The following is a 19,202-nucleotide window of genomic DNA, read 5'->3' on the forward strand; positions in this document are numbered from 1 at the left end:
CTCCTCGGCGAAGGCCCGGCCCGCCGCCCTGCCCCACCGCCCCGACCTGGACCGGCTCCGGCCGCTCCTGCGCGAGGGCCTGACGCTGCTGGTGGGCGCCGCCCCCGAGGGCAGCGACGGCGCACTCCTCCGCGACGCCGTGCACACCGCCGCCACCGAGGCCACACCGGCCCCCGTCACCACCCTCCACATCGACGAGATCGACGCGACCGGTGCCCTGCGCCGCGCCCTGACCCCGGAACCCGGCCAGGTCTGGCTGGTACGCCCCGACGCCCACGTCGCCGCCGTCGTCCCCGGGAGCGACCCGGATGCCGTCCGCAGAGCGGTCCGCGCCGCCCTCGGTCACCCGGCCACCGACACAGCCAGCACCGTTCCAGCCTGACCCGACCACGAAGGAGGACCCGGACATGGCCTACTACCGCCAGGTCGGCGAGGTGCCCCGCACCCGCCACACCCAGCACCACAACCCCGAAGGCGGCCTCTACTACGAGGAGCTGATGGGGGAGGAGGGCTTCTCCTCCGATTCCTCGCTGCTCTACCACCGCGCGATCCCCTCGGCGATCGTCGACGCCGCCGAGTGGGAGGTCCCCGACCAGTCCCGCAAGCGCAACGCCCCGATGGTGCCGCGCCACCTCAAGCTCCACGACCTGTTCCAGGGCCAGGAGTGGAAGGCCAACGACGTCGTCGAGTCGCGCCGCCTCGTGCTCGGCAACGACGACGTACGCATCTCCTACGTCGTGGCCGGAGCGCCCTCGGAGCTGTACCGCAACGGCCTCGGCGACGAGTGTGTCTACATCGAGTCCGGAACCGCCCGCGTGGAGACGGTCTTCGGGGCCCTGGAAGTGGGCCGCGGCGACTACGTCATTCTGCCGCGCGCCACCACCCACCGCTGGGTGCCCACCGGAGACGAACCCCTGCGCGCCTACGCGATGGAGGCCAACAGCCACATCGCGCCGCCCAAGCGCTACCTGTCCCGCTACGGACAGCTCCTGGAACACGCGCCCTACTGCGAGCGCGACCTGCGCGGACCCACCGAGCCCCTGCTCGCCGAGGGCGAGAACGTGGACGTGCTCATCAAGCACCGCGGCGACGGCCCCGGCGGGATCTCCGGCACCCGCTACACCTACCCCACGCACCCCTTCGACGTGGTGGGCTGGGACGGCTGCCTGTACCCCTACGCCTTCAACATCGACGACTTCCAGCCCATCACCGGGCGCGTCCACCAGCCGCCGCCCGTCCACCAGGTGTTCGAGGGCCACAACTTCGTCATCTGCAACTTCGTGCCGCGCAAGGTCGACTACCACCCCAGCGCCATCCCGGTGCCGTACTACCACTCCAACGTGGACTCGGACGAGGTCATGTTCTACTGCGGCGGCGACTACGAGGCCCGCAAGGGATCGGGCATCGGACAGGGCTCCATCTCCCTGCACCCCGGCGGCCACTCGCACGGCCCCCAACCGGGAGCCTACGAGCGCAGCGTGGGCGCCGAGGCCTTCGACGAGCTCGCCGTCATGGTCGACACCTTCCGCCCGCTCGACCTAGGCGAGGGCGGTACCGCCAGCGACGACCGCTCGTACGCCTGGACCTGGGCCAAGGGACAGGGGCAAGTGTGAGCGACGTCCTCTACCGCCAGCTGTTCGACGACGCCGCGCTGTTCCCGCCCGGCAACGCGCCCATGGGCGAGGCCGTGCCCGCCCACCGGGCCCACCGCGCCTCGAACCGCGCGCCCTACGTGGGACCGTTCCTGGTCTCCGACGGCCGACTGGGCGAGCTACGCGCCCTGCTGTCCCGTGAGGACGGTGCAGTGCCGTCCCGCGAACACGGCGACCGGAGCGGGGGAGAGGACCCGACCAAGGGCCAGGCTCTGCTGCCCCTGGTAGTCACCGTCCCCGGCGGGCCGGACGGGGTCGCCCCGGCGGTGGACGCGGTCCGCGCCAGCCCCGCGCTGAGCCTGTCCGGGGTCGAGGTGGCCGCCCCACCCGGACAGACCGCCGGCACCGCCGCCGTCCTCGCGAAAACCCTCCCGGAGGGCACCGGCGCCTACGTGGAGGTCGCCCGCGGGGAACGGGCCGACTCGGACATCGAGGCCCTGGCCGGGACCGGTGCCAGCCCGGAGTCCCGCCCCGGCGGGGTACGGGCCGAGGCCCACCCCTCCGAGACCGAACTCGCCTCCCTCCTCGCCGCCGCGGTCAGGGCCGGGGTGCCCTTCAAGTGCACGGCCGGCCTGCACCACGCCATCCGGCACACCACGGCCGAGGGCTTCGAACAGCACGGTTTCCTCAACGTGCTGCTGGCCGCCCACACCCTGGCCACCGGGGGCGGGGCCGCGGACGCCGCCGACGTGCTCGCCGACCGCGACGGCCGCGCCCTGGCGGCCCGCGCAGCGGCACTCACCGCCACCGAGGCGGAGGGGATCCGGTCGCGTTTCCGCTCCTTCGGTACCTGCAGCATCGTCGAGCCCCTGGAGGACCTCGTCGTCCTCGGGGCGCTCCCCGCCTGACCGCACGCACGCGCAACCCACTCGCAGAAAGCTCCACTCCATGCCCGACAGCTGGCTCGACATCGCCCCGGACACGCAGTTCGGCCCGGCCACCCTGCCCTACGGGGTCTTCTCCACCGAGGCCGACCCCGCCACCCGCACCGGCGTGGCCATCGGCGACCACGTTCTGGACCTGGGCGCGGCCGCCCGCGCCCTCGGCGCGCCGTTCGCCGACGCCGTCTCCGGGCCCAACCTGGACGGCCTCTTGGCGGCCGGGCGGCCCGTATGGGACCAGGTCCGCGCGGCGCTCACGTCCTGGTTCACCGACTCCGGCCACGAGGAGGCCGTCCGCCCCCACCTGGTGGAGCGCGCCTCGGTGTCGCTGCACCTGCCGTTCACCGTGGCCGACTACGTGGACTTCTACTCCTCGGAGCACCACGCCACGAACGTCGGCCGCATGTTCCGCCCCGACCAGGAGCCGCTCACCCCCAACTGGAAGCACCTGCCCATCGGCTACCACGGCCGCGCGGGCACCGTCGTGGCCTCGGGCACCGACATCGTCCGCCCCACAGGCCAGCGCAAACCCCCGGCGGAGTCCACGCCCGTCTTCGGCCCCTCCGCGCGCCTGGACATCGAGGCCGAGGTCGGCTTCGTCGTCGGCACGCCCAGCGCCATGGGCGACCGCGTGGCGGTGGACGACTTCGCCGACCACGTGTTCGGGGTGTTCCTGCTCAACGACTGGTCCTCGCGCGACCTCCAGGCCTGGGAGTACGTGCCGCTCGGCCCGTTCCTCGGCAAGTCGTTCGCCACCTCCGTCTCGCCGTGGATCGTCCCCGTCTCCGCCTTGGAGCAGGCCCGTGTCGAGCAGCCCGCCCAGGACCCCGAGCCGCTGCCCTACCTCCGGGGGACACAGCCGTGGGGCCTGGACCTGCGCCTGGAGGTCCGGCTCAACGGGCACCTGGTCGCCAGCCCGCCCTTCGACCAGATGTACTGGACGGCGGCGCAGCAGCTCGCGCACATGACCGTCAACGGCGCCTCCCTGCGCACCGGCGACGTCTACGCGTCGGGCACCGTGAGCGGCCCGGAACCGGGCCAGCGGGGCTGCTTCCTGGAACTGACCTGGGCCGGGAAGGAACCGATCAAGCTGCCCGACGGCACCGAGCGCACCTTCCTGGAGGACGGCGACGAGGTCACCATCTCGGCGACCGCGCCGGGGCCGGACGGCGCGCGGATCGACTTCGGCGAGGTCACCGGAAGGATCCTCCCGGCCAAGTAGGGGAAACGGGCGGCGGTGTGGCCCGCAGACCCCAGCGAGCCGGAGTGATCCTGGGCGGCGCGCTCGTCGGTGACACACGCCGGTGGGCCGCCACCCGGGTCACCCCGACCGCCCACATGACGGAGCCGCCTCCGGGAAGGCTCAGGGTGACGACGCCCGACAGGAAGGATTCCGCCGTGTCCGACACGGTCGAGCTCAACGAGTCCTACATCACCGACCGCGGGCTGGTGATCATGTTCGCGCTCGGCCTGTTCGTGCTGGTGGTCTTCGCCGCACGTGCCCAGCAGGGCGAGGTGGGACCGCTGTTCTACTCGTCGGTTTCGTTGGGCGCCGCCCTGTGTTTCTGGGCCGCCTTCAAACTGTCCCGCCTGGGGGTGGCCCTCACCCCGCGGGGCTTCGTGTTGCGGGGCTTCCTCACGGAGGCGGTGGTGCCCTACCACCGGGTCGCGGAGATCGGGACCGAATACCGGATCCAGCTGGTACTGACCGACGGCCGACGCCGCACTGTCCCCGGCTTCACCAACGTCCCCGACACCAAGCTGGCCCGCGCGCTGTACGGCACGTCCGCCCAACGCGCCCTGCGGGCGATGAACCAGGTCCTCGCCGAGGGGCACCGCCGCCCGCCGCCGGAGGAGGAACCGCCACCGGAACAGACCAGGTACAACCTGGCGGCGTTCGTGATTCCCCTGCTGTCCTTCCTCGTCATCGCCTGGGGCTCGCACTACTCACTGAGTCCTTGAGAAGGCCGACCGTGCACGCCCGACCACGTCGGCCCCGACTTCGCTTCTCGGCGGTTGGACCGCCTGTCTCCGGGCTGCGCGGACCAGCAGCCAGACCAACCTCGCCCGGGCAGATACTCGCCCTGATCGAGGAACGCCCAGTTTTGGCCACGCGGCCACACCAACACCAGCGCGTTCCGCCGGGTGTTCAAGTGCCACTTCGGCATGCCCCGGGCGAGTACTTCGCCCGCCGAACTTGCCCTATGGCCCGTTACAGGATTCGGCTCATGGCAAGGGCCATCGCGCTGAACCCGACCGGAATGGACCAAAGAAGCACTTCCTAACCCTTGACGGCGCCCGCTGCGAGGCCTGAACGCCAGTATCGCTGAAGCGCGAAGAACAGGATGATGAGGGGGACGATTCCCAGGAGCGCACCCAACATGACCGCGCCCTTGTCGGGGGAGAAGTAGCTCATCATCCCGTACAGGCCCAGGGTGACGGGTTTCAGTTCGGGGGAGGACACCATGAGCAACGGAAGCAGGAAGTTGTTCCAGGTGGCCACGAAGATGAAGAGGAAGATCGTCACCATCGCGGGACCGAGCAGCCGGAGCACAACGGTGAAGAAGATCCGCACTTCACCGGCGCCGTCGATTCTGGCTGCCTCGATCAGCTCGGTCGGTATCGAACTCCTGGCGAAGATGATGCCGAGGAACACGCCGAACGGGGAAGCCGCGGACGGGATGATGACAGCCCAGATGGTGTTCGTGAGCCCCACCGCGTCGAACTCGATGTAAAGGGGAACGGTCAGGAGGGCGATGGGCATGAGTAGCCCGCCCATGATCATTCCGACGAAGATCCTTTTTCCCGGGAAGTCGAACTTGGCGATGCCGTATCCCGCCATGATCGAAAAGAGCGTTCCGATCAGACCGGCTGCCCCGGAATACAGGATCGAATTGGCGACCCAGCGCCAGAACAGGCCCTGGGACCAGTGCATGAGGCTCTCGTAGTTGTCGACGAGGTTGTTGTCGGCGAACCAGAAACCGAAAGTCGACGCGAGGTCGGCGTTGCTCTTGGTCGACGCGACAACCAGCCAGAACACGGGTGTGAGGAAGTACAGGCACGCGATGGTGAGGACCAAAGTGCCGGTGACGCGGGCGAGCGGGGACGGGGCGAACGACGCCGGAGGGAGCTCCGGACTCGCCTTGCGCCGACGTGATCTGAGCTCTGTGCGAGTGGCCGTGGCGGACAAGGTCAGTCGCCCTTCCGTCGTTGCGCGAATGCGTAGATGCCGGCGAGGGCGCCGGCGATGACGGCCATCAACAGCGAGACGGCTGACGCCGGTCCGCTCCCTGAGGGGGTGACCTGTCCCATGAGGCTGTTGTATGCGAGCATCATCGGGGTGTAGTCATGGCCCATCCACTGGTTGACGGTCTGCATGATGACCGGCTCGTTGAAGAGCTGTACGGTCCCGATGATCGAGAGCAGAATGGCGAGCAGTGCGGCCCCGCGCATGAGCGGGATCTTGATGTGCGTCGCTATCTGGAGTCCCGTGGCCCCGTCTATACGGGCGGCTTCGTACAGCTCTCGCGGTACCGCTTGCAGCGCGGCGAGAAAGATCAGCATGTTGTACCCGGTGAAGGTCCATGTCGTCATGTTCGCCATCGACAGCAGGATGACGTTGGGCGCCATGAAGTCCGTTCCCTCTGGCAGGTATTCCATAAAGGGAGACAGTTGCGGTGTGTACAGGTACACCCACATCATCGCGGCGATGACACCGGGAATGGCGTAGGGGAGGAAGAACGCGAGGCGGAAGAAACTGACCCTGCGCACGATGAAGGAATCCAGGAGAAGGGCCAGAACCAGTCCGCTGCCGATCATGAGCGGGATCTGGATCATCCCGAACAGGGCGACCCGGCCCATACCGGACCAGAAGGCACTGTCCTTTGCTGCCGCGACGATGTTGTCGAGGCCGACGAATTGGTCGACGAGCTCGCCGCCTCCGTACAGCCCGTCACCGGTGGGTACCTGCGCGAAGAGCGCGGAGCGAATCGAGACGATGATCGGGATGAGGAACACGACGACGAACAGGGCGAGGAATGGGGTCAGGAACAGGAAACCCGTGATGCCCTGCCGGTTGATCTTTGGGCCGCGGCGCGGTCTTTCGCGCTGCGCTCGAGGGGTGACTGGCATGGACTCTCTTCTCCGGGCCGTTCCAGGAGAAGCGGGGTTCGCTACTCCCGGAACGGCCGCAGTGGTGCCGGGGCGATTCCTGTCCGGCCTGTCGACCGAACCCGCACGCCGGTAGTTCCCTGACTCTGTCTAGCTGTCGGCTACGGAAAGGCCGAGGTTCTCGAGCGCTTCGACGCTCGTCGTCTGTGCGGTGTCGAAGACCTCCGCGACCGGTACCGATCCGTCGCCGGCGTGTGATGCCGTGCTGTTGATCTCCGAAAGGGTGGAAAAGCCGGGCGCGTACACGAAGTCAGGGGTGAGGGCGTCGTTCGCGGTGTTCAGTTCCTCGAGGACGTCCTGGCCGCCGAACTGCCGCGTCATTTTCTCGGGCGTTGACGGCGTGCTGTCGGCGGCGACGACGAGGCCTTGGGTGGCCAGGTCGTCGACCTGGGTGTTGAACCAGTCGTTGAATTCCATGGCCTCGGCGGGGTGCTCGCAGTCCGCCGTCACCGCGACGCCGGAACCTCCGTTGGGGCCGGTGGCGTCTCCATCGCCGAAGCTGGGCAGCTGCGCGACGCGCCACTGGCCTTCGGCTTCGGTGTCATCGAGGGGGTCGAGGAGGAAACCGGCTTCCCACGCCCCGCCGATGTGGCCGATGAGGGAACCGTCGGTGAGGGCCTGGGTGAACCCGTCACCCCACCGCTCCTGCACGAGCGTCTCATCGTTGTCGATCAGCTCCTGCCAGAAGTCGGCCACCACCTCGGTGCCTCCGCCGGTCGTGTCGACGGCCCACTCCTCGCCGTCGGGTGCGTACCAGGTGGCGCCGGCCGCGGCGGCCTGCCCGGACAGCCAGTACTGGGCCTCGTCAGGCGTGAACGCCACGGCGTACTGGTCTTCGGTGGCGGCCTCCGAGGCGGCTTCGCTCAGTTCGTCGAGGGTGGTCGGGACCTCGACGCCGAGTTCGTCGAAGGCGGCCTCGTTGTAGAAGTAGACGAGCGGGCCGGTGTCCTGGGGCAGCCCGACGACCGTGTTCCCGACGTCCATCAGGGAGTACGCACCGGCGGCGTAGTTGTCCTCGTACCGGTCCGCCTCTTCTCCCACGTCCTGGAGCAGACCCTTTACGTACAGGTCGGGGACTTCGCCGTAGCCCACCTGTGCGAGGCAGGGCCCCACACCGGAGTTGATGTCGGTCTCCAGTTTCAGGGCCATCTCGTTGGCGTCGCCGTCGAACTTGGTCGCCTCGACCTGGATTCCGGGGTTTTCCTCGTTCCACTGGGCCACGATGTCGTTCACCGGCGTCATGCCTTCGCCGTCGGGGAGGCGGTGGTGGTAGGCGATGGTGAGGGGCTCGCCGTCCGAGCTCCCGCCGCCCGCCCCGTTGCCGCATCCCGCGAGCAGCAGTGCACCGGAACTTAAGACGGCACAGGTCATGGCCGTGCGGGATCGGGCGAAGGTTCTCATGCCCACTCTCCTCTTCGAGTCGCTCTGCGTGATAGGCGCCCACGCCTTGGCGACGGCGTCAGGTGGATGGAACATTACGATCGATAATTGCCAATTTCAATCATAATTAATCAATCTGTTACGTCTTTCGGGCTGCGGCCGCCCCGAGTGGGCGCTCCGCACGGGGTGGGTTCCCGGTGCGGACTCCGGGGTGCGCGTGAACGGCCATGATGAAGTTTTCTGCGCGAAACTGTGGACAAGTGAGCGAAATCGATCATAGTGTCCTACCACTCTTGCCCCCCCCGCACTGAGGAGAGTCAGCCGTGCACCGTGCTTCCAGTACCCGCTACCGGCTCTGTCGGTTACTGACCGTGGTCGCAGTGAGTGTCCTGTGTATCCCCCTGGGAGCCGGAGGTGCGTCCGCCTCCCCAGGCCCGCCCGAACCCATCACGATCGGTTCCGAGGTGCTCGAGGTCGAGGTGTCCGCGGACTTCCCGCAGGTCGTGCAGTACACCGACCTCGGCACCGGAGCATCCTTGGCGGGTAGCTCCGAGGCGATGGACACCGTTCTGATCAACGAGGAAGAGCACTCTGTCTCGGTCGACGTGGACACGCAGACCGGCTCCCACGTGGACTACGTCCTGGAACCGGCCGGGCTCGCCGGCGTACGGTTCCGGGCACGGCTGGGGGTCGACGACAACGTGGTCACGTTCGAGGTGACCCAGCTCGAGGATTCCGCGGAGAACCCGGTACGGAACCTGCAGATCCCCGACCACGACCTGGTCTCGGTCTCCTCCGCGGACCCGGGCGCACAGGTGGCCGTGGCGGACCTGTCACCGGACCGCGACGTCACCGGAGACGAGTTCATCGAGGTCACCGAAGACACCGGCATCGACGACGAACCCCAGGGCTCCGCCTACGCGCTGGCCCACACCGACGACCTCGCCGCCGCCCTGGAGACCAACTCCATCTACGACGACTCCGACATGGCCCACCGGGAGTCCAACCGCTTCCAGCGGCAGGCGCGTGCCGACGGCGACGACGTCCGGATCGGTATATCCAGCGGCCAGTGGACCCACCGCGGCCAGGGGTCAGAGCACACCGAAGAACTGCCCTGGGCGCGGGTGGCCATCACCTCCGACGCCAACGACGACGACCGCGTCGACTGGCAGGACGGTGCGATCGCGCTGCGCGACATCGCGGTCCAGCCCTACGGGGGCGAGGAGGTACCCGGCCAGGTGATCACGCACATTCCGTTCAACTTCGCCAGCCAGGCGACCCATCCGTTCCTGCGGACCCTGGACGACGCCAAGCGGATCTCGCTCGCGACCGACGGCCTGGGACAGATGGCCCTGCTCAAGGGGTACACCTCCGAGGGTCACGACTCCGCCAACACCGACTACGGAGGCAACTACAACGAACGCGCCGGCGGCCTGGAGGACCTCAACCACCTCCTGGCCGAGGGGGACGAGTGGAACGCCGGGTTCGGGGTGCACATCAACGCGACCGAAGCCTATCCGGAAGCGAACTCCTTCTCCGATGACTTCGTCGACCAGGACGACCTCGGCTGGAGCTGGCTCGACCAGTCGTACTACATCGACCAGTACCACGATCTGAACTCCGGCCACCTGGCCTCTCGGATCGAGCAGCTGAACGAGGAGACCCACGACAACCTGTCGATGGTCTACGTGGACGTCTACTACGAGTTCGGCTGGCTCGCCGACCAGATCCAGCGCGAACTCATCGCCAACGACTTCACCGTCACCACCGAGTGGTCCTACACCTTCGACCGGCACAGCACCTGGTCCCACTGGGCCAGCGACGAAGACTACGGCGGACCGGACAACAAGGGCATCAACTCCGAGATCATCCGGATGGCGCACAACACCAACAGGGACGTGTGGAACCCGCATCCGCTGCTCGGCAACGCCCAGGTCGTGGAGTTCGAGGGCTGGTCCCAGGGCACGGACTGGAACGCCTTCGTCGCCAACGTCTGGGAGAACAACCTCGCCACCAAGTACCTCCAGCACTTCGACATCATGAGGTGGGGCGACGAGGCCATCCAGCTGGACGGCGACGTTCGGGTGGAAGGAACCTCGGAAGAGGACCGGGTCATCACCGCCGGGGGCACCACCGTGCTGGACGGTGACACCTACCTGCTTCCGTGGGACCCGACCGAACCTGACCGGCTGTACCACCACTCAGCGGAGGGCGGCACGTCCAGCTGGACGCTCACCGACGACTTCGCCGACTCCGAGGTCCTGTACCAGTACGAACTGACCGACAACGGTCGGGACATGGTCGAAGAGCTGGAGGTGGTGGACGGCGAGGTGAGCGTCTCCGCCGACGCGGGGCAGCCCTACGTCCTCGTCGCGGACCCGGACAGCACCCAGGTTCCCGGCGACCCCGACTGGGGGGCTGGTACCTCCGTGGACGACCCAGGTTTCAACGCCGGGGACTTGGACGCGTGGAACCCCGTCGGCGACGCGCAGAACGACGTGACCGACGACGGGCACCGGATCGTCTCCTTCGGGCCGGACGAATCCGCCATCTCTCAGGAGCTCGGCGAACTCCCCGAGGGGACCTATTCGGTGAGCGCGTGGTTGGAGGTCGAGCCCGGCAAGACCCGTGAGACCACCGTCAGCGCGTCGGTACCCGGCGGTACGGGCGACTCCAACACCATCGACCGTTCCGGGGCGCACAACTACGTCGGCGCGGACGAGAAGCACGGAACACACTTCCAAAAGGTGCGCGTGCTGGTGGACGTCCCCGAAGGAGGAGCCCGCCCCACGGTCTCCATCGGCGCGGAGGCCGGTGACGCGGAAGTACGCGTGGACGACGTCCGTGTGGTCGCCACCGAGCACTCCCCGGGCGAGGACGTGGTGAACGAGGACTTCGAGAACGTCGACCAGGGCTGGGGCCCCTTCGTCAACGGTGACGCCGGCGGCTACAGCGATGCCCGTACGCACCTGTCCGAGCGCAACGAGCCGTATACGCAGGCGGGCTGGAACGATAACCAGTACGACGACGTGCTGGACGGTACCTGGTCGCTGAAGAGCCACAACGAGGGAAGCGGGTTGGTCTACCGGACCATCCCCGCCACCGTTCCGCTGGAACCCGGGCGGGACTACCGCGTCAGCTTCGACTACCAGTCCACCCGCGCCGATGCGTACGCGTGGGTACACGGCTACGACGACGCTGAGGACGGGCAGACCGTGCGGGGCTCGGAGCCGCTCGCTGAGCAACTGGAGACGGAGCGCTTCGAGCAGACCTTGTCCATCGGGGACTGCGGCCCGGTCTGGGTCGGACTGGAACGCACCGGGTCCGACGACGCCTCCTTCGTCCTCGACAACTTCGCCGTCGAGGACATCGGGCCGTCGGAGGAGACAGTGGCCTGCGAAGAGTAGACCGCCGCGGTGCGGCCCGCCCGCCCGCCGGGCCGCACCGCTCCCCGCGGCCTCCGTACACGGAAACCGGGGGCGCGGCCTGCCGGGCCCGCTGAACTGCTAGGAGTCGAATGGAAAGCCAGCCAGCCCGCACCGCAGATGCGGACGCCGCCGTCCTCACCTTCCGTGACGGGCGTTTCCTGCGCAACGGCGAACCCCATCGGATCCTCGCCGGCTCGATGCACTACTTCCGGGTGCACCCCGACCAGTGGCGCGACCGACTGCTGAGGTTGGTCGACCTCGGGCTCAACACGGTCGACACGTATGTCGCGTGGAACTTCCACCAGCCGCGCAGTGACGCGGTCCCGGATTTCACCGGGTGGCGGGATCTCCGGCGCTTCCTCGAAACCGCGTCGGACGTGGGCCTGGACGCGATCGTGCGCCCCGGTCCCTACATCTGCGCGGAGTGGGCGAACGGGGGGTTGCCGACGTGGCTGACGGCCGGACACACCTCACTCCGCACCGGTGACAGGTCGTTCCTCGAACCCGTGGCTACCTGGTTCGACTACCTGCTCCCCGTCATCGCCGACCTCCAGGCCCACCGCGGGGGGCCGGTCGTCGCGGTGCAGGTCGAGAACGAGTACGGCAGCTTTGGCGACGATCCCGACTACGTGCCGGCCATCCGCGACCTCCTCGTTCGCGGGGGCATCTCCGAACTCCTCTACACGGCCGACGGCCCGACGGACCTCATGCTCGACACGGGGACCGTCGACGGAGCCGTCATGGCGTTGAACTTCGGGTCGCGGCCAGGTGCCGCACGGGCCGTCGCCGATCAGCGCAGGCCCGGTGAACCCTTCTTCTGCGGGGAGTTCTGGAACGGCTGGTTCGACCACTGGGGGCACCCCCACCATGTCCGTGACGCCGCCGATGCCGCCGAGACACTGGCCGGGATCGTGGCCGGCTCCGGCAACGTGAGCCTCTATATGGCCCATGGCGGCACCAATTTCGGTACCTGGGCGGGAGCCAACGAGGTGGACGGGGAGCTGCGGCCGACCGTGACCAGCTACGACTCTGACGCGCCGGTGGCCGAGGACGGGACACTGACGAAGAAGTTCCACGAGATGCGCAGGGTGCTGGGAGCGCGCGGGGAGGTGCGTTCGGAGCAGCCGGTGATGGTCGCCCCCGCGACTGTTCCGGTGCGGGCCGGTGCCCGTCTCCTGCCGGGGCTGGCGGCGCTCTGTTCCCCACCCAGTGCGGTGTTCTCGACCGGGTCCTTCGAGGAGCTCGGCTTCGACAGTGCCCTTGCCCGGTACGAAACCGATGTGCTTCTGCCCGCGCACGAGGTCGCCTTGGTGTTCCACGAGGTCAGGGACCGTTCCCTGGTGTACGTCGATGGCGCGTTCGCTGGCGCTGTCACCGGTTCGGGTTCGGTGATGGTGCGGGGGAGCGGGGGCTCCCACCGGCTGACCCTGGTTGTGGAGAGTCTCGGGCAGATCAACTACGGTCCCCGTCTGGGTGAGCGCAAGGGGCTCGTCGGTCCCGTGCTCGTCGAACGCCGGATGATCCAGCGGTGGCGGGTCTCGGAGTGTCCCCTCCACATCTGGGACCGCGAGGCGGCCTCCGGGACCACGGACTCGGAGCCTTCGAATGCCGGTTTCGCGTTCGCGACCGTCCGTTTGGACGCCCCGGCCAACGCACACCTCGCCCTCCCCGGGTTTGGGAAGGGGTTCCTGTGGGTTAACGGGTTTCTTCTGGGCCGGTACTGGGAGGTTGGGCCGCAGCGGACCCTATACGTGCCCGAACCCCTGCTCAGAGCGGGTGACAACGATATCGCGGTGCTCGAACTGGAGCACCGGGGCAACGAGATCGAGCTGCGCGACAGGCCCGAGCTCGGGCCGATCGAGGAGTACGTCGAGACCCTGTGAGCCACCGCTGAGCAGACCCTGTGGGGAGGCACGATTGCAGATACGATGATGTGATTGATTTTGATTGGTTTTCTACATTAGAGTCAGATAGCGTCATCTTATGGTGACGTCGTGCTGTCGAGAGAAGTGGGATCCATGCCAGGCACCTTCGTCGATGTAGAGATCGCGTCCCAGCCCGAGCTATGGCAGCGAGCCTCCGCGCTCCTTCCGGAGGTCGAGGGCCGACTCCCCCGAAGCGGACAGCGCGTCGCCGCCGTCGGCTGCGGCACGAGCTGGTTCGTCGCCCAGAGCTACGCGGCGTTGCGCGAAGCGCGCGGCGCGGGGGTCACCGACTCCTTCACGGCCTCAGAATTTCCCACCGGGCGCCACTACGACGGGGTCGTGGCGATCTCGCGGTCCGGAACGACCACGGAGATCATCGACTTCCTCCGCGCTCTCGACGGGGTCCCCAGACTGCTCATCACCGGCGTCCACGACTCTCCCGCCGCAAGCCTGGCCGACGAGACGATCGTGCTGTCGTTCGCCGACGAGCAGTCCGTCGTGCAGACGCGCTTCGCGACGTCGACGCTGGCACTGCTCAGAAGCCACCTCGGCGAGGACATCGACGAGGTGGCCGAAGACGGACTGCGCGCCCTGGAAACCGATCTGTCCCCGCTCCTGGACGCCGAGCAGGTCACCTTCCTGGGCCGCGGCTGGAGCGTCGGCCTGGCCTCCGAAGCCGCGCTGAAGACCCGCGAGGCCGCCCAGTTCTGGGCCGAGTCCTACCCGGCCATGGACTACCGCCACGGCCCCGTCGCCATCGCCCAGCCGGGCCGACTCGTGTGGGCGCTCGGCGAAACCCCCGCAGGACTCGCGGACGAGGTGTCCGGCACCGGCGCGACCTTCGTCCACCACGGATTCGACGCGATGGCGAGCCTGATCGTCGCACAGCGCTTCGCCGTGGCCCTCGCCAAACGCAACGGGCTCGACCCCGACCGTCCCCGGGGGCTCACCCGCTCCGTCGTCCTCAACGAGCAGTGACCCATGGCGAACCACGTCACCCTCGGAGAAGGCGCACCGGTTCTGGCCGCCGATGTGGGCGGGACCGTCACGAAGGTCAGCGTGGTGGACGAGACCGGCCGCGTCTTCCCGCCCGTGCGCATCCGGACCCCGTCGGGAACCCCCGACACCCCGAGGGACATCCTGGACGCCGTCTCCGCCACGGCCTCGACCATCCCGGGTGCCGACCGGGTGACGGCCGCCGGGGTGGCCCTGCCCGGGATCTTCGACGAAGAGCGCGGGATCGGGGTCTGGTCGGAGAACCTGGACTGGCACGACGTCGACTTCCGGTCCCTCGTGCCGGAACGCCTCCAACTCCCGAGCACCGTGTCCCATGACGTACGCGCGGCGGCCCTGGCCGAACTACGCCTCGGCGCGGCCACCGGCCTGCGTGACGTCGCCGTCATCACCCTGGGGACCGGGATCGCCGCCGCTGTCATCGTCGACGGCACACCCCGTGTCTCCGGCGGATACGCCGGGGAGATCGGCCACGCCGTCGTCGACCCGGCCGGAGAGCCCTGCCTGTGCGGGAACCGCGGTTGCCTGGAGGCCACAGCGTCCGCGGCCGCGATCGCACGCCGCTACCGCGACGCGTCCGGAACCCCCGTCGCAGGCGCCAGGGACGTCCTCGAACGCGCCCAGTCCGGCAACCCAACGGCACAGAGGATCTGGTCGTCGGCGATCGACGCGCTCGCCTTGGGGATATCGCACCTCAGCGCCGTGATCGCGCCGCAGGCGATCGTCATCGGCGGTGGCCTCTCCGAAGCGGGCGACGCCCTGTTCGTGCCCCTCCAGGAACGCCTGAACGAGCGCTTCCGGCTCCGGCCCACCCCGCTCCTGCGAGCGTTCCTCGGCGAGGACGCCGGCGTCATCGGCGCCGCCGTCGGCGCGAGGGAAGGCGATCTCCGCGGTGTGGAACAGGCGGGCGGGCCACACGGATGATCCTCACCATCACCCCCAACCCGGCGATCGACCTCACCATCACCACACCGGTGTTCGCTCCCGGAACCACCCACGTGGTGCCACCGGCACGCCAGCGCGCGGGCGGCAAGGGCCTGAACGTGGCGCGGGTCCTCTCCCAGACCGGGTTCACCACCCGGGCCATCGCCCCCGTCGGCCACGACGACGCCGCCTGGTTCGCCGCCGACCTCAGCCAAGGATCGGAGACCGGCGTCGGCCAGGGACCGGCGACCGAACTCCTGCCATGCGCGGGGGTCACGAGGCGCACCTACGCCCTCGTGGAATCCGAAACCGGGCGCACCTCCATGGTCACGGAGTCCGGGCCCGAACGAACGGACGCCGAGTGGCGGCAGCTCATCGACCTGGTCAAGCGGAACGCCCACAAGGCGGACGCTCTGGTTCTGAGCGGGTCGCTCCCGCCCGCACATCCCGAGAACCTCGTCTCCGAGATCGTCGGCCTCGGACACGGTGCGGGTGCCCGCGTCATCGCCGACGTCAACGGCCGCGCCCTCGTGTCGGCGGCCCGTGCCGGAGCGCACACCCTCAAACCGAACCTCGACGAGCTGCGCGCGGCGACCGGGGCCACCGACCCGGTCACGGGCGCCCGAACCCTGCAGAGCGAGGGTGCGGGCCTCGTGATCGTCTCGCTCGGCGACGAAGGGATGCTCGCCGTTCCCGCCGCCCGGACCGCCGCCGTACTGCACGCCCGCTTGGGACGCACCCTGCAAGGAAACCCCACCGGAGCGGGTGACGCCGCCGTCGCCGCCATCGCGACCTGCGTCACCCGCGCAGAACTTCCCGAGGTACTGCGCCGCGCGGTCGCCTGGTCCGCCGCCGCGGTGCTCGCCCCGCTCGCCGGAACACTCCACGAGAGCTACCCGGACCTCCGCCACGAGGTCGTCGTCTCCGAGATCTGAAAAGAGGGACCCGTGCCACTTTCCCCGACAGCCAACCTCCTCGCTGACGCCGGTAGCCGCGGCGTCGGCGTGGGGGCCTTCAACGTCCTCAACCTGGAGACGGCGCAAGCACTCGTCGGCGCCGCGGAGTCGAGCGCCCTCCCCCTCATCCTCCAGATCTCCCAGAACTGCGTCACCTACCACCAAGGCCGCCTGGAGCCGCTGGCCGCAGCGGTCGCCAAGCTCGCGGACGAGTCGACCGCGACCCTCGCCCTCCACCTCGACCACGCCGAGGACGCCGGACTCGCACGCGCCGCGGTCGACTTCGGGTTCGGTTCGGTCATGTACGACGGCGCGGCCCTGCCCTACGAGGAAAACGTGGCCACCACACGGGACGTGGTGGAGTACGCGCACCGGGCGGGCGCCGTCGTCGAGGCCGAACTCGGCGAGATCGGCGGCAAGAACGGTGCCCACACACCGGGGGTGCGCACCGACCCCGGCGAGGCCGCCGATTTCGTGCGCGAAACCGGAATGGACGCCCTGGCAGTGGCGGTCGGCTCCGCCCACGCGATGACCCGGCGCGAGGCCGCGCTCGACAACGAGCTCATCGGAGAACTTCGCGAGGCGGTGCCGGTACCGCTGGTCCTCCACGGTTCATCCGGGGTGCCGGACCGGGGAATCCGCGACGCGATCCGGTCCGGGATCGTCAAGGTGAACGTCTCCACCTACCTCAACGGCGCCTTCACCGGAGCGGTCCGTGAGCGGCTGGGCGACGACCCCGACCTGGTGGATCCGCGCAAGTACCTCGGGGCGGGACGGGCCGCGATGACGGCGGCCACCGAGCGGATGCTGCGGGTCATCGCCGCGGACGGGGAGGAGCGGGCCTGACCGCTCAAGCGGTGACGACTTCGATGCCGCGCTTTTCGAGTTCCCGCACGGTTGCGGATTCCACACCGGAGTCAGTGACCAGAGCATCGACGGCGTCGAGCTCACAGATCCTCGCGAAGGACGTGGTGTGAAACTTCGTCGAATCCGCGACCACGATCACGCGCCGGGCTGTTTTCGCCAGGGCGGCGTTGATCGCGGCCTCGCCCTCGTCATGGGTGAACAAGCCGTTCTGTAGGTCGATCGAGGTGACCCCGAGGAAAAGCGTGTTGATCGTAATTTCCGGAAGAATGAGGGAGGTCAGTGGTCCGGTGAGCTCGTAGGAACGCATTCTGGCCACTCCGCCGAGTACCACGATGCGCAATTGAGGCCGCACGATGAGGTCGTTGGCGATATTGACCGCGTTGGTGACCACGGTCGTCTCCGAATCCGCGAACCGCTCCTCGGCGGCCGCGCGGATCCCCACCTCGAACGCGGCGGCCGTGGTCGTGGTGCCGCCGTTGAACGCGATGATGCTGCCCGGCTCGACCATCTCCGCGACCTTGCGGGCGATCGTGTTCTTCTCACGCCACTGGCGTGAGGTGCGATAACGCAACGGGATATCGCCGGAGCTGCTGTTGGCCATCGCCCCGCCGCGGGTCCGCACGATGAGCTGCTGGGAAGCGAGTGCATCCAGGTCCCTCCTGGCGGTGGGCATGGAGACACCGAACTTCTCGGTGATCTCCTCGATTCTCACCGAACCCTCCGCGACAATGTAGTCGATCAGTCGCGACAGGCGGTCTTCTCGATCCAAGATAGTTCCGTTCTCTGTGTTCTGGTGATCCTGTGTCGACGGGAATCACTGATCGTTCAGGCGACTCTCGAATGAGTTACGGGTCGGGGCGATTATATCCCAGGCGGGGGTGGAGCGCCGAGCAGGTCGGGAGGCGACGATATCGAGCTTAATAGTTCGCGATCCCATCATACATTTCCTCTTCTGTATTGCCGTAATCTGAGGCCGACCGCCGGCTGGTTCGGTCCGGGACATCCCGCCGCCCAGAAACTCCGGGAGAGTCTTTCTCGGGGATTCTCAGAAGCGCTGGGGAGCAGCTGCCCCACGCAGGACCCCGGAACGTAGGGCCAGGTCCATGCGGGTGGAGACGAACCCCCATCGGTGGTAGAACTCCAGGGCCCGGGCGCTGGCCGCGAACGCCCGCACCCGCACCTCGTTCACGCCGCGCCCGGCCGTCCAGTCCAGGAAGCAGCGGACCAGTGCTGAACCCACCCCGCCGCCGCGCGCGTCGGGCACCACGCGCATGCTCTCCAATTCGGTCCCGCACAGCGTCGGAGGCAGCGGATCGACCGGATTCAGGCGCTCTACGCCGGCAGGTGCGGCCGTGCGTATCAGGTGTTCGACGTCGCTCATGGGCCGACCTTAAACGTCGGACTCCCATAAATGCCTGGCTGGAAGGGTGATCCCAGCCCCCCGGGCTCTGGAGTATCGACACCATGGAGCCTCAGGACGTGGCCGTTGGCCTGTATCGACACCCGGAAGGGCTCACCGGTGGCTCAGCACGTTGACCACCTGCCCGTTGGGGTCGCGCACGAAAAACCGGCGCACGCCCCACTCCTCGTCCTGCAACGGGTGCACGATCTCCGCACCCTTCTCCCGCATGACCGCGTAGACGGCGTCCACGTCGTCTACCTCGACGCTCATGTCGGGTACGACAGGGGCGGACTCGTCCTCGCTCATGAACGTGACCTGTGCCGTGGGATTGGCGGGTGAGGCGAGCGTCATGACCCACCCGAGGTTCATGACGGTCTCGAACCCCAGCAGGCCGTAGAATTCCTGGCTCTCCTCCATGGCCTCGGAACGGATATCGGGCATGACCCGGCGGATGGACATGGCTGGACCCTTCTGGCAGACGGCAACGACCGTGCACCCGATTCTCTCCGGACGCGACCGGAGTACAACCGCCCCGCGCTGCCCCGCCGGGCAAGCGATGGAGAGTTCCCTCCGCCGTGTGTTCGGGTCGCAGTGAAGCGAGGG

16 protein-coding genes and 1 pseudogene are annotated in these 19,202 nt (G+C 68.4%); 11 read left to right on the plus strand and 6 right to left on the minus strand.

What is annotated here, in order from left to right; translation table 11 throughout:
• From ACYVD1_RS03335 to ACYVD1_RS03355, 5 genes and pseudogenes are all read left to right on the plus strand, one after another.
• Positions 1-382 (plus strand): annotated as a pseudogene (locus ACYVD1_RS03335) (FAD-dependent monooxygenase); the annotation flags it as partial.
• A gap of 25 nt (positions 383-407) precedes the next feature.
• On the plus strand, positions 408-1,613 hold the full coding sequence (locus tag ACYVD1_RS03340) for a cupin domain-containing protein (RefSeq protein ID WP_460767497.1): 1,206 nt from the start codon (positions 408-410) through the stop codon (positions 1,611-1,613).
• The gene (locus ACYVD1_RS03345) at positions 1,610-2,500 is read left to right on the plus strand and encodes a hypothetical protein (protein WP_460767500.1); all 891 of its coding nucleotides are present in this window, start codon (positions 1,610-1,612) and stop codon (positions 2,498-2,500) included. Before ACYVD1_RS03340 ends, ACYVD1_RS03345 begins: the two co-directional genes overlap by 4 nt.
• Before the next feature lie 40 nt (positions 2,501-2,540).
• The gene (gene fahA, locus ACYVD1_RS03350; protein ID WP_460767502.1) at positions 2,541-3,755 is read left to right on the plus strand and encodes a fumarylacetoacetase; all 1,215 of its coding nucleotides are present in this window, start codon (positions 2,541-2,543) and stop codon (positions 3,753-3,755) included.
• A 176-nt stretch (positions 3,756-3,931) separates the two neighbouring features.
• Entirely contained in the window at positions 3,932-4,495 is a 564-nt protein-coding gene (locus tag ACYVD1_RS03355) for a hypothetical protein (RefSeq protein WP_460767505.1), read from the plus strand.
• A 319-nt stretch (positions 4,496-4,814) separates the two neighbouring features.
• Here the strand turns inward: ACYVD1_RS03355 and ACYVD1_RS03360 are convergent, their stop codons facing one another.
• The 3 genes from ACYVD1_RS03360 to ACYVD1_RS03370 form a co-directional block, all read right to left on the minus strand.
• Positions 4,815-5,723, minus strand: a complete 909-nt coding sequence (locus ACYVD1_RS03360) for a carbohydrate ABC transporter permease (protein WP_460767508.1) — start codon at positions 5,721-5,723, stop codon at positions 4,815-4,817.
• 2 nt (positions 5,724-5,725) lie between these two features.
• A complete protein-coding gene (locus tag ACYVD1_RS03365; RefSeq protein WP_460767512.1) occupies positions 5,726-6,664 on the minus strand; it encodes a carbohydrate ABC transporter permease in 939 nt (312 codons plus the stop codon).
• 129 nt (positions 6,665-6,793) lie between these two features.
• A complete protein-coding gene (locus ACYVD1_RS03370; protein ID WP_460767515.1) occupies positions 6,794-8,104 on the minus strand; it encodes an ABC transporter substrate-binding protein in 1,311 nt (436 codons plus the stop codon).
• 359 nt (positions 8,105-8,463) lie between these two features.
• Between ACYVD1_RS03370 and ACYVD1_RS03375 the strand changes: the two genes are divergently transcribed.
• From ACYVD1_RS03375 to ACYVD1_RS03400, 6 genes are all read left to right on the plus strand, one after another.
• Positions 8,464-11,490 carry an endo-alpha-N-acetylgalactosaminidase family protein gene (locus ACYVD1_RS03375; RefSeq protein ID WP_460767518.1) on the plus strand — a complete coding sequence of 1,009 codons (3,027 nt, stop codon included), beginning with the start codon at positions 8,464-8,466 and terminating at the stop codon, positions 11,488-11,490.
• A 110-nt stretch (positions 11,491-11,600) separates the two neighbouring features.
• Positions 11,601-13,394 (plus strand): glycoside hydrolase family 35 protein, encoded by a 1,794-nt coding sequence (locus ACYVD1_RS03380; protein ID WP_460767521.1) that lies wholly within the window; start codon positions 11,601-11,603, stop codon positions 13,392-13,394.
• 135 nt (positions 13,395-13,529) lie between these two features.
• Positions 13,530-14,414 (plus strand): SIS domain-containing protein, encoded by an 885-nt coding sequence (locus tag ACYVD1_RS03385; protein ID WP_460767524.1) that lies wholly within the window; start codon positions 13,530-13,532, stop codon positions 14,412-14,414.
• Positions 14,415-14,417: 3 nt separating this feature from the next.
• Entirely contained in the window at positions 14,418-15,374 is a 957-nt protein-coding gene (locus tag ACYVD1_RS03390; protein WP_460767527.1) for an ROK family protein, read from the plus strand.
• Entirely contained in the window at positions 15,371-16,309 is a 939-nt protein-coding gene (locus ACYVD1_RS03395) for a 1-phosphofructokinase family hexose kinase (RefSeq protein WP_460767530.1), read from the plus strand. Before ACYVD1_RS03390 ends, ACYVD1_RS03395 begins: the two co-directional genes overlap by 4 nt.
• Positions 16,310-16,321: 12 nt before the next feature.
• Positions 16,322-17,176 (plus strand): class II fructose-bisphosphate aldolase, encoded by an 855-nt coding sequence (locus ACYVD1_RS03400; RefSeq protein WP_460767533.1) that lies wholly within the window; start codon positions 16,322-16,324, stop codon positions 17,174-17,176.
• A 4-nt stretch (positions 17,177-17,180) separates the two neighbouring features.
• Here ACYVD1_RS03400 and ACYVD1_RS03405 read toward each other — a convergent pair whose 3' ends face one another.
• From ACYVD1_RS03405 to ACYVD1_RS03415, 3 genes are all read right to left on the minus strand, one after another.
• Positions 17,181-17,966, minus strand: coding sequence for a DeoR/GlpR family DNA-binding transcription regulator (locus ACYVD1_RS03405; protein ID WP_460767536.1), 786 nt, complete (start codon positions 17,964-17,966; stop codon positions 17,181-17,183).
• 276 nt (positions 17,967-18,242) lie between these two features.
• Positions 18,243-18,578, minus strand: a complete 336-nt coding sequence (locus ACYVD1_RS03410) for a GNAT family N-acetyltransferase (RefSeq protein ID WP_460767538.1) — start codon at positions 18,576-18,578, stop codon at positions 18,243-18,245.
• A 132-nt stretch (positions 18,579-18,710) separates the two neighbouring features.
• Positions 18,711-19,058, minus strand: coding sequence for a VOC family protein (locus ACYVD1_RS03415; RefSeq protein WP_460767541.1), 348 nt, complete (start codon positions 19,056-19,058; stop codon positions 18,711-18,713).
• Positions 19,059-19,202 lie beyond the last annotated feature (144 nt).

The organism is Nocardiopsis nanhaiensis, from assembly GCF_054778635.1.

What these genes read in the sequence shown, in the direction of transcription:
- ACYVD1_RS03340 (WP_460767497.1), top strand. Translation starts at nt 408, where the DNA reads ATGGCCTACTACCGCCAGGTCGGCGAGGTGCCCCGCACCCGCCACACC.
- fahA (WP_460767502.1), top strand. Translation starts at nt 2,541, where the DNA reads ATGCCCGACAGCTGGCTCGACATCGCCCCGGACACGCAGTTCGGCCCG.
- ACYVD1_RS03365 (WP_460767512.1), bottom strand. Translation starts at nt 6,664, where the DNA reads ATGCCAGTCACCCCTCGAGCGCAGCGCGAAAGACCGCGCCGCGGCCCA.
- ACYVD1_RS03370 (WP_460767515.1), bottom strand. Translation starts at nt 8,104, where the DNA reads ATGAGAACCTTCGCCCGATCCCGCACGGCCATGACCTGTGCCGTCTTA.
- ACYVD1_RS03380 (WP_460767521.1), top strand. Translation starts at nt 11,601, where the DNA reads ATGGAAAGCCAGCCAGCCCGCACCGCAGATGCGGACGCCGCCGTCCTC.
- ACYVD1_RS03385 (WP_460767524.1), top strand. Translation starts at nt 13,530, where the DNA reads ATGCCAGGCACCTTCGTCGATGTAGAGATCGCGTCCCAGCCCGAGCTA.
- ACYVD1_RS03390 (WP_460767527.1), top strand. Translation starts at nt 14,418, where the DNA reads ATGGCGAACCACGTCACCCTCGGAGAAGGCGCACCGGTTCTGGCCGCC.
- ACYVD1_RS03395 (WP_460767530.1), top strand. Translation starts at nt 15,371, where the DNA reads ATGATCCTCACCATCACCCCCAACCCGGCGATCGACCTCACCATCACC.
- ACYVD1_RS03410 (WP_460767538.1), bottom strand. Translation starts at nt 18,578, where the DNA reads ATGAGCGACGTCGAACACCTGATACGCACGGCCGCACCTGCCGGCGTA.
- ACYVD1_RS03415 (WP_460767541.1), bottom strand. Translation starts at nt 19,058, where the DNA reads ATGTCCATCCGCCGGGTCATGCCCGATATCCGTTCCGAGGCCATGGAG.